This is a genomic window from Carboxylicivirga fragile, assembly GCF_050589805.1.
GTDB lineage: Bacteria > Bacteroidota > Bacteroidia > Bacteroidales > Marinilabiliaceae > Carboxylicivirga > Carboxylicivirga fragile.
The window spans coordinates 1-9,771 of sequence record NZ_JBNGOY010000087.1; the positions used below are offsets into that span (position 1 = coordinate 1).

At 36.5% G+C, this 9,771-nt stretch carries 11 protein-coding genes; 7 read left to right on the forward strand and 4 right to left on the reverse strand.

The genetic code is table 11. The features are described 5' to 3' along the window. Positions 1-202: 202 nt before the first annotated feature. From ACRD7B_RS22120 to ACRD7B_RS22130, 3 genes are all read right to left on the reverse strand, one after another. On the reverse strand, positions 203-1,048 hold the full coding sequence (locus ACRD7B_RS22120; protein ID WP_430826847.1) for a class I SAM-dependent methyltransferase: 846 nt from the start codon (positions 1,046-1,048) through the stop codon (positions 203-205). A 604-nt stretch (positions 1,049-1,652) separates the two neighbouring features. Then, positions 1,653-1,793, reverse strand: a complete 141-nt coding sequence (locus ACRD7B_RS22125; RefSeq protein WP_430826848.1) for a hypothetical protein — start codon at positions 1,791-1,793, stop codon at positions 1,653-1,655. Positions 1,794-1,971: 178 nt separating this feature from the next. Next, entirely contained in the window at positions 1,972-2,547 is a 576-nt protein-coding gene (locus tag ACRD7B_RS22130) for a DUF4136 domain-containing protein (protein ID WP_430826849.1), read from the reverse strand. A gap of 321 nt (positions 2,548-2,868) precedes the next feature. On the opposite strand from ACRD7B_RS22130, the gene ACRD7B_RS22135 reads away from it, so the two are divergent. After that, positions 2,869-4,449 (forward strand): M28 family metallopeptidase, encoded by a 1,581-nt coding sequence (locus ACRD7B_RS22135; RefSeq protein ID WP_430826850.1) that lies wholly within the window; start codon positions 2,869-2,871, stop codon positions 4,447-4,449. A gap of 162 nt (positions 4,450-4,611) precedes the next feature. Here ACRD7B_RS22135 and ACRD7B_RS22140 read toward each other — a convergent pair whose 3' ends face one another. After that, a complete protein-coding gene (locus tag ACRD7B_RS22140; RefSeq protein WP_430826851.1) occupies positions 4,612-5,085 on the reverse strand; it encodes a nucleoside deaminase in 474 nt (157 codons plus the stop codon). A 312-nt stretch (positions 5,086-5,397) separates the two neighbouring features. Between ACRD7B_RS22140 and rplM the strand changes: the two genes are divergently transcribed. From rplM to ACRD7B_RS22170, 6 genes are all read left to right on the forward strand, one after another. After that, entirely contained in the window at positions 5,398-5,853 is a 456-nt protein-coding gene (gene rplM / locus ACRD7B_RS22145) for a 50S ribosomal protein L13 (protein WP_430826852.1), read from the forward strand. A 5-nt stretch (positions 5,854-5,858) separates the two neighbouring features. Beyond that, on the forward strand, positions 5,859-6,245 hold the full coding sequence (gene rpsI, locus ACRD7B_RS22150; RefSeq protein WP_430826853.1) for a 30S ribosomal protein S9: 387 nt from the start codon (positions 5,859-5,861) through the stop codon (positions 6,243-6,245). A 195-nt stretch (positions 6,246-6,440) separates the two neighbouring features. After that, entirely contained in the window at positions 6,441-7,319 is an 879-nt protein-coding gene (rpsB, locus tag ACRD7B_RS22155; RefSeq protein WP_430826854.1) for a 30S ribosomal protein S2, read from the forward strand. 35 nt (positions 7,320-7,354) lie between these two features. Beyond that, positions 7,355-8,182, forward strand: a complete 828-nt coding sequence (gene tsf / locus ACRD7B_RS22160) for a translation elongation factor Ts (RefSeq protein WP_430826855.1) — start codon at positions 7,355-7,357, stop codon at positions 8,180-8,182. Positions 8,183-8,328: 146 nt separating this feature from the next. Beyond that, positions 8,329-9,036, forward strand: coding sequence for a UMP kinase (gene pyrH / locus ACRD7B_RS22165; protein ID WP_430826856.1), 708 nt, complete (start codon positions 8,329-8,331; stop codon positions 9,034-9,036). Positions 9,037-9,200: 164 nt separating this feature from the next. Beyond that, positions 9,201-9,740 carry an FMN-binding protein gene (locus ACRD7B_RS22170; protein ID WP_430826857.1) on the forward strand — a complete coding sequence of 180 codons (540 nt, stop codon included), beginning with the start codon at positions 9,201-9,203 and terminating at the stop codon, positions 9,738-9,740. Positions 9,741-9,771: the final 31 nt, after the last annotated feature.

The following is a 9,771-nucleotide window of genomic DNA, read 5'->3' on the forward strand; positions in this document are numbered from 1 at the left end:
AGTCAAAAAAGAATCTTTGAAACTTATAATTTGTAACTAACTTCAATATTTGTTACCCCTAAATCCCCTGAAGGGGACTTAAGCCTCCACTTTAGTAGAGGTTTGGAGGGGTAAAAATAAAGGTTAAGTTTTAATCTATAAGTTGTCTGGATTTTAAATTCTCTTTTGAAACAGCCTCCTATACCTGTCATCAATAAAAAAGCTATTTCCTATTAATGGCTCTGCAGAAAGTCACGTTATCACCATTCCACAAGTCTCCTGCCGGTAGGATATCTTCATGAAAACTTAAGCCAATAAAATTATGCTCCCTAAGTATTTTCCTTAAATCAATTTGAGAAAAGAAATGTGTCCAAAACCGATAGACAGAAATATTCTCCTGTGTATCAACCACAATGTGTTGATATAGAATAACCTTATTACTCTCGTAAATAAACGACTCAGAAAGCGCCAAATAAGGTTCATCTTTCCAAAACCCCTGATCTGCTGTCTCCCAGTTTTTAGGACTGATTTTATTTTCAATGTTTTTATCATTCAATACATCAAAAATAAAGGTCCCGTTCGGCTTCAAAAACCTTTTAACATTAATAAGAAGTTGTTCTCTTTCTTTTGGCAACAAGGGGCCAAAATCAGTAAAAATAAGAATCACTAAATCAAAAGAGTTTTCTTCTAAATCAAGGTTTAAATAGTCTTCTTTAAGGTATGTAATATCAAGTTTCTTTTCCCTGGCTTGATCTTTAGCATAGTTTATCGAATTCTCAGAAAAATCAACACCTGTAACTTTATGGCCTTCCTTTGCCAGGCGTTCAGAATAAAGGCCAGGACCACAACCTAAATCCAGGATATTAAGCTGCTTATTTTCACAACTCTCTAAAATCCATTTCACAGTACTGTTAATGGTTTCTGCTTTACGGCTACCTAAATCCAATTCCGCATTTAAATGCACATCAAGAAGTTGCTTTGAGATGTGTGTATCAGTCCACATAATAGCATTGCCCTTTTCATATAATTTTGGACGTACTGTATTGTTATGAATATCTAAAATTTTCATTTTTTATTTTTTGCATATAGAATAGTCAATTGCAGCAAGTGCAATCTATTCAGTATTTATTAAAAAGATATTAAAGTATAGAAAAGCTGTATCAACAATGCCTAATACTTTAGCAAAGTATTACATTGAAAACTTTTCAATTGTCTTCAGACTTGAAGACCTGTGGGTATGTCTACTAGGATATCATAACAATGCAAAAATACACAAAATATAATATTGACAAAATCTCCTAATACTACTTTTAGAGAGATTGGTTTTAAACAAAAGTTGAATCCCTTTAGGATTCATTATGCAAATTATTAATGAACCCCAGATTTCATCCGAGGCTAATCAAATTAAACCACATTCGTGGTTTTTTTATGGAAAGAACCCTAAAAGGATTTAGCTACTTTTTGCAAATTTCATACAAAAAAGGAGGGTGTCTAAAAGCATCCGTTCACTGAGTGCTTGCTGAGCTTGCCGAAGTATGTCGAAGTGATTATTAGTTGATAATCAGCATTAATAAAATTTCATCTCGACTTCCTTTCGACATGCTCAAGGGGCATCTCGATGAGCGAGCTTACTTTTTTGGACATCCTCCTCTCAATAAATATTTTCAAATCACCTATAAAATGGCATTAATCGAAATACCCAATGACCAATGACTCATGTCGAACTTAGCCGTTTCGGTATGTTCAAAGATTGGTTCTCCGTCAGGATCAATATCAACGATGTCGTGTATTTCCATATCTGGCTTACTAAACATGAAGCGGTTATATAGGCCAAAAGTAATGCGATCATTAACCTTATACCAATATTTCGACTAAAGAAATAGGCACCCTCAACACCGTTGGTAAAACCATTGGTAGTATTTCCAAATCATAATCTTTTACCACAGATACATTAAAATCTTCAAAGCATTATTTTAGAAAATTTCACCTTAACTATTGAACAGGTTTAATTGGAAATTGCTTCATGATTGCTTCAACAGCCTTGGGAATATTGCGTTCCCGAGCTTGGGGATTTTCATCAATTGTATTCTTACCAATACCTTCCCAAATCAACTTTTTTTCTTTAGCATCAAAAATATCAACTACTAAAGTTCCTTCATTATAATCATATTCATCAATCACAGTACTCGAGTGTCCCATGCCCCAGCCCCAGCCCGGACCATAACCATAGTAGCGCCCATAATAACCTCCATAACCACCCATATGTGTTGTGCTAGCAGTTTTTTGTGTTTTTTCCTTGACAACAATAAAAAGCGTTACAATTAAATCTCCACCACCTTCAACATACTCCAAATTACGTTTTGAAAATTCATTCCCAAATGCAGTTTCAATTCGTTTCTTATCAAAATCATTCATAAGCTGGTCACTTTCTTCTGCCCAACCATAATATTCAAAGGTTTCATATTGCGTAAAATCAACTGACGAATCCCAATCAGATGTAACTTGAAGTGTTGAACATGACACTAAAAGAAATCCTACTACCAGACTAATTAAAAACTCTTTTTTCATATTTTTTTGATTAAAAATTATTCAAAATAACTTCTTACTACAGTAAGTAAAAAAATAAAACTTCTCAATTGTTTTCTAAACGTTTAAGCTAATCTAATCTTAAACAAAATCCAACTACAAAAGGTAAAGAATTCTATTCTAATTTACATTGGGTTATACTCTGCTTTTTTTTACATCTCCAATTTATGTTCCGTTTTCTTGAATGCATTCAACAATATCTTCACAGAACATGAACATAAATTTATGATTATGAAAATTACAATATTCTAATGCATTTAAGTAATTTGCACGCTGCTTAAATTCTATTTAATAATTCAAACCATGAGAACAATACTAATATTACTATTTAGCATTTTCATATTCGCCACTACTAATGCGCAAAGCGATCCTGTCGTAGAAAAAATAATTAGCATAGGCCAAACTGATAATCAAACGATGGAACATTTAGATGTCCTTTGCAATCGTTTTGGAGGCCGATTGGTTGGATCGGATGCTTATGAAAACAGCGCCAACTGGGCAGCTAGTAAATTCAAAGAATGGGGTATGCAAGTCGAGCTCCAGGAAGCTGGTGAATTAGCTGTTGGTTTTAATCGTGGTCCATGGTTTGGACGTATGTTATCCGATAATGGCATGCACTTACATTTTGCAACACCCTCATACACATCGGGAACAAAAGGGGTGCAACGAGGTCATGTATTAATTGAACCTCATACGCAAGCCGAATTTGATCGCATGAAAGGTCGATTAAAAGGAGCATGGGTGCTCGTTTCGGGCGAGAATAAAGGTTGGCCAATCGACTACACCAACAAATCGCAAGCGCTACGTGACTCTATCAAAAAAGAAAACGAGAAGATTAATATTAAGAACAATGAGATAAGAAGAGAAAATTGGCAAAATCGAAATTCGGTTCAAAAAGAACTTTTACCACTTATCGAAGAGCCAGGTCTATTCTATAAAGAGATGCGCGAAGCTGGAATCTTGGGTATCATCCAATCGTCGCCTACACCCATTCGTGTTTTATACGATAGAAAGAATATTAATGATATGACTTTCGAGACTCTACCAACCATTCCCGACATTAAGCTTGATGAACATCAGTATAGTACCATCAAGCAAATGGTAGAAGAAAGACGGTATTTTCAGCTTGAATTTGACATTCGCAACTATTTTAAAATGGGACCTGTCAAATATCACAATGTGATTGGTATTATTCCTGGCACAGAATTTCCTGATGAATATGTGATGATGGGCGGACATTTGGATGCTTTTGATGTGGCCAGTGGTGGTGTAGATAACGGGTCAGGCGTTTCAGCTAGCATGGAAGCTGCAAGGATGATCATGCAATCGGGAGCCAAACCTAAACGCACCATTTTAGTGGCCCTATTTGCAGCCGAAGAATTTGGACTATTAGGTTCGAAAGCATGGATTAGAGACAACAAGGATAAGTTGGATAAATTATCGAACATGATTAACAGAGATGGTGGACCAACCGCCCCAGTTGGCATTAGTGTTCCCAAGGAAATGCGAGCTGATTTTGAATCCATCTGTGCTTCAATAAATGATATCAACCCCCACTTTCCTTTTGTGATAAGCGAACGTGCACCTCGTGAAAAACCTAAAAAAGCATGGGGAACTGACAGTGGTCCGTTTGCCGTAGAAGGCGTTCCAACTATTGGATTTAAAATAGCAGACCCTAAAGGATATGATTTCAGCTATGGTGAAATATGGCATACCGAAAGAGACATGTACAATAAAAGCATTGCCGAATATCAAGAACATGCGGCAACGGTTACGGCTGTAGTTATTTATGGCATTGCCAATTTAGATCACTTGCTTACTCGTGAAGGATACTACATTGAAAAACCTGTGAAAGCAGGTAAGAAATCAAAGAAGAAGCGATAAGGTTTTTAAGTTCATTATTTGATAGTGTACTGAAAAAAACAAACACAGAGACGCAAAGGCACAGAGAAATACTATAAAGCATTATTGCCTTTGGATACTCAGTACATGCAATATAAAACGAGTAAATACTTTATTGATCTCTGCAATTTAAATAAGTAGAGGTCAATAACGTATTTTATCCGCATTATCCTTCCACATATTAAATGCATTAATCGCATTATCATCTTCGACCTTTATGAAAGGGATCTGTCTACTTTCGTAAGCTTTCCCAATCTCATCGTAAATGAATTGATCGTCGAAACCAATTGAAGCAGCATCTTTTTTTGTATTGGCGTAGTATATCCGTTCAATTCGCGACCAGTATATGGCACCCAAACACATGGGACATGGTTCGCACGATGTATAGATTTGGCAACCAGCCAAATCAAATGATTTTACATTTTTACATGCATCACGAATGGCATTTACCTCAGCATGGGCTGTCGGATCATTTAAGCGCGTAACCCCATTAACTCCTTGGCCAATAATATTACCATGCTTTACAACCACAGCACCAAAAGGGCCGCCACCTTCCTCAACATTCTTCTGCGATAATTCTATCGCCTTTCTCATAAAGTCTCTATGACGATCTTCCATCACTCAAGGTATTTTAACAAGTTTTCAAGTTAATGCTTTTCACAGAAAATTGCACCACCACCATCTTTAAACAAGGATAGTACTCGTATATAAATCAATAATAATCGCTTTTACATAGCATTTCACATTTTGAGTTCACTTTTAATAAGTAATATTGGTATATCTCAAATAATTAGATTACTTTTGCGGCCGATTATTATCCGATCAGAAAGGTTGGAATTATCTGTTTCATCATAATTGGGGTGGGATCTGATTATGGAGAAGGGGATTTTTTTTGCCTTGCAAACTGTTATAATTAATAAAGTAAATTAAATGGATACGTTAAGTTACAAAACGATTTCTGCTAATAAAGCAACTGCCAACAAAGAATGGGTTATTGTTGATGCAGCTGACATGGTGGTAGGTCGTATGGCTTCGAAAGTAGCCAAATTGTTAAGAGGAAAGTACAAACCTAGTTTTACTCCTCACGTAGATTGTGGAGATAATGTAATTATTATCAACGCAGAAAAAGTTATTCTGACTGGTCAAAAATGGGATCAGCGCAAATTCTTCTACCACAGTGGTTATCCAGGTGGACGTAAAGATGTTACTCCAGCGATGTTGTTCGCGAAGAAACCTGAAAGACTTGTTGAAAGAGCGATTAAAGGTATGTTACCTAAAAATCGTCTTGGACGTCAGCAATTCAGAAATCTATACGTATATACTGGTTCTGAGCACGGTCACGAAGCTCAACAACCTAAAGTAATTGATATTAACGCCATTAAATAAGCACTATGGAAGTTATTAATGCCATTGGTAGAAGAAAAGAGGCAGTTGCTCGTATCTATATGAGTGAAGGAAAAGGACAGATCACTATTAACAAACGCGATCTTTCAAACTATTTCCCTGCTGCTACATTACAATACATTGTAAAACAACCTTTAAATGTAATTGGTGTTGTCGATAATTACGACATCAAAATCAACCTAAACGGTGGTGGAATTAAAGGTCAAGCAGAAGCAGTACGTTTAGCTATTTCACGTGCGCTTGTAAAAATCGACGAAGAAAACAAACCTGCTTTAAAAGCGGAAGGTTTCATGACACGTGACTCTAGAGTCGTTGAGCGTAAGAAGCCAGGTCGTCCTAAAGCTCGTAAGAGATTCCAGTTCTCTAAACGTTAATATTTGTCTGGTATGTTTAGTATCTAAATCGTTGAGACTCCTTCTAGACTTTAGACTAATAGAAAAAAAAGACACATAGACATAAATTGAGAAATCAATCTAAGAATCTAAAAGTCTATTATCTATAATTCTAAAAGAAGAACTACTTAATGATTGATTTAAACAGAACGTAAACAACTTAAAAAAAGAATTAAAATGCCTAGAGTAAATTTCGAGGAATTATTAGAAGCCGGAGTACATTTCGGTCACTTAAAAAGAAAGTGGAACCCAGCTATGTCACCATACATCTTTATGGAGCGTAACGGAATTCACATTCTTGATTTACACAAAACAGCTGTTAAAATCGACGAAGCCGCTGAAGCACTTAAACAGATTGCAAAATCAGGTCGGAAAGTGTTATTCGTAGCAACGAAGAAACAAGCTAAAGAAATCATTGCTGATAAAATTGGTAGCATAAACATGCCTTACGTTGTAGAGCGTTGGCCTGGTGGAATGTTAACTAACTTCCCTACTATTCGTAAAGCAGTGAAGAAAATGACTTCTATTGACAAATTAATGGTTGATCCTTCGTGGAAAAACTTGTCAAAAAGAGAAAGACTTCAAATTACCCGTCAGCGTGCAAAACTTGACAAAACATTAGGTAGTATTGCTGATTTGACTCGTCTTCCTGCAGCTATGTTCGTTATTGACGTAATGAAAGAGCACATTGCAGTAAAAGAAGCCATTCGCTTGAACATCCCTGTTTTCGGTATTGTTGATACTAACTCAGATCCAGCACCAATCGATTTTGTTATCCCAGCTAATGATGACGCCACAAAATCTATTGAGCTTATTACTGATGTAATGGTAAAAGCAATGCAAGAAGGTTTGACTGAACGTAAAGCTGAAAAAGATAGCGATGGTTCGAAAGAAAAAAGAACTACTCGTAGTAAAAAGGCAGAGCCTGCAAAGGCAAAAGCTAAAAAAGAAGAAAAGGTAGTTGAAAAAGCACCAGAAGCTCCAAAGGCAGAAGAGGCAGCTCCAGAGGCTCCTAAAGCGCCAGAAGCATCTAGCGAAGAAACTACAAAAGAGTAATTCTATTTTTTAAAAATCTTTAAAAAGAAAATATCATGGCTATCACTGCTGCTGACGTAAGCAAATTAAGAAAGAGTACCGGTGCCGGTATGATGGATTGTAAAAAAGCTTTAACAGAGGCTGAAGGAGATTTCGACAAAGCAGTTGAAATCATCCGTAAAAAAGGTCAAGCAATTGCTAACAAACGTGCCGACAGAGAAGCAACTGAAGGTGTTGTATTAGCAAAAGTATCTGCTGATGCTAAAACAGGTATTATGATTGTGTTGAACTGCGAAACTGACTTCGTTGCAAAGAACGAAAGTTACGTTGATTTCGCTACTTCAATTCTTGATGCCGCTTTAGCTGCTGATGCTGCCGATCTTGATGCTGTTAAAGCATTAGATATGAACGGGCAAACTGTTCAAGATTTAGTAACTGAGCAAACAGGTGTAATTGGTGAGAAATTAGATTTATCTCATTTCGATAAAGTATCTGCTGAAAAAGTAGTTGCTTACATTCACCCTGGTAACAAATTAGCTACATTGGTTGGATTCAACCAAGCTGATTTTGATGAGCAAGTTGGTAAAGATGTTGCGATGCAAGCTGCTGCTATGGCTCCAGTTGCTCTTGACGAAAACAGCGTTCCTGCTGACGTGAAAGAGAAAGAGTTGGAGATTGGTAAGGAAATGGCTCGTAACGAAGGTAAACCAGAAGCAATGTTGGAAAAGATTGCAATGGGTCGTTTGAACAAATTCTTCAAAGAAAGTACTTTAATGAACCAAGCGTTTGTGAAAGACAATAAAGTGTCGATTAAGCAATACCTTGATAATTCAAATAAAGGATTAGCTGCTGTAGATTTCAAGCGTTTTACTTTAAATGCTTAATAATATATTTTAGCATATATATGAAAGGGACTCAATTTTGAGTCCCTTTTTTTTGTTTTAAACATTTTGACAGATAAAACACACTATAGTATTTGCAGCTTATTATTCGTCTTGATACTTTTGTCTTTATACTTGATACTTTAAAAATGAAATACAAAAGAGTACTACTAAAACTAAGCGGTGAATCATTAATGGGTGAACAAGGTTACGGAATTGACCCTGAACGCTTAAATGATTATGCCCAGCAGATAAAAGAAGCCGTTGAATTAGGCGTACAAGTAGGCATTGTAATTGGGGGTGGAAATATTTTCCGTGGTTTAAGTGGAGCTTCAAAAGGTTTTGACCGTTACAAGGGCGACCAAATGGGCATGTTAGCAACTGTAATTAATGGTCTGGCTTTACAATCCGCTTTACTTGCTATGGACGTTAAAACACGCGTATTAACCGCCATTCGTATGGAGCCAGTTGGCGAATACTACGACAAACCCAAAGCAGTTGCTGCCCTAGAACAGGGCGAAGTGGTAATTCTATCAGGTGGTACAGGTAATCCTTATTTCACAACAGATACTGGTTCATCTTTACGTGGCATCGAAATTGAAGCCGATGTAATGCTTAAGGGGACTAGAGTTGATGGGATTTATACTGCCGATCCTGAAAAAGATCCTTCTGCTACAAAATTTGATGAGATAACCTTTGATGAGATCTACAACAAAGGGCTTAAAATAATGGACTTAACCGCCACTACCATGTGCAAGGAAAACGACCTCAACATCGTTGTTTTTGACATGGACACTAAAGGTAACCTAATCAAAGTATTAAAAGGTGAAAATATTGGTACTTTAGTTAAGAACTAGTTACTCTTAATACTGAAAGGCAAAAGCACAGATCATTTTTTGGTCTGTGCTTTTTTACAAAATATCATGTCTTTTTTTAGCATCCTCTTAACAGTTTTGATATTGTGCGAGCCGAAACTAAGCTCTACTTTTGACGACGAAACAGAAATGCACAAATACCTAACATGAAGCGAAGTAATAGTATATTAACTTATCTGACAATTGCCTTGTTGCTTTTAGCGGTGGCCATACGAGGAGGCGCCTCATTCGACTGGTTATTTTCTTCAGATGAACCCGTTTACACATTAACTGATATTCAGAAATTACATCCCAGCGCTTCTACCTATAAAACGCAGGCTGATGGCAGCACTATTATTTTTGATTCAAACAATAAAATAATAGGTAATGCACTTATATCAGATGAATTGGATGCACATCATCAAGGCTATGCCGGTGATGTTCCCTTGCTAATCGGATTCAATAAAAATGACAACTCCATAATTAGCACCCTGCTTCTCAGCAACAATGAAACGGGCGAATTTCTGCATCATGTTGAAGATACCAAATTACTTGAATCGTGGAATGGCCAGAAAATAGATACATGCCTACTTCATCATAAGCTTGATGCCATAAGTGGAGCTACAAAAACCAGCAACGCCATTATGGAGTTGCTAAATTTACACGGACGATTTTTTAGAGATATTAAGACCAAAATAATATCTTAGAAAAATGAGTACACAGAAAAAGTATTACAGT

What these genes read in the sequence shown, in the direction of transcription:
- ACRD7B_RS22140 (WP_430826851.1), bottom strand. Translation starts at nt 5,085, where the DNA reads ATGGAAGATCGTCATAGAGACTTTATGAGAAAGGCGATAGAATTATCG.
- tsf (WP_430826855.1), top strand. Translation starts at nt 7,355, where the DNA reads ATGGCTATCACTGCTGCTGACGTAAGCAAATTAAGAAAGAGTACCGGT.
- rplM (WP_430826852.1), top strand. Translation starts at nt 5,398, where the DNA reads ATGGATACGTTAAGTTACAAAACGATTTCTGCTAATAAAGCAACTGCC.
- ACRD7B_RS22130 (WP_430826849.1), bottom strand. Translation starts at nt 2,547, where the DNA reads ATGAAAAAAGAGTTTTTAATTAGTCTGGTAGTAGGATTTCTTTTAGTG.
- rpsI (WP_430826853.1), top strand. Translation starts at nt 5,859, where the DNA reads ATGGAAGTTATTAATGCCATTGGTAGAAGAAAAGAGGCAGTTGCTCGT.
- pyrH (WP_430826856.1), top strand. Translation starts at nt 8,329, where the DNA reads ATGAAATACAAAAGAGTACTACTAAAACTAAGCGGTGAATCATTAATG.
- ACRD7B_RS22125 (WP_430826848.1), bottom strand. Translation starts at nt 1,793, where the DNA reads ATGTTTAGTAAGCCAGATATGGAAATACACGACATCGTTGATATTGAT.
- ACRD7B_RS22170 (WP_430826857.1), top strand. Translation starts at nt 9,201, where the DNA reads ATGAAGCGAAGTAATAGTATATTAACTTATCTGACAATTGCCTTGTTG.
- rpsB (WP_430826854.1), top strand. Translation starts at nt 6,441, where the DNA reads ATGCCTAGAGTAAATTTCGAGGAATTATTAGAAGCCGGAGTACATTTC.
- ACRD7B_RS22135 (WP_430826850.1), top strand. Translation starts at nt 2,869, where the DNA reads ATGAGAACAATACTAATATTACTATTTAGCATTTTCATATTCGCCACT.
- ACRD7B_RS22120 (WP_430826847.1), bottom strand. Translation starts at nt 1,048, where the DNA reads ATGAAAATTTTAGATATTCATAACAATACAGTACGTCCAAAATTATAT.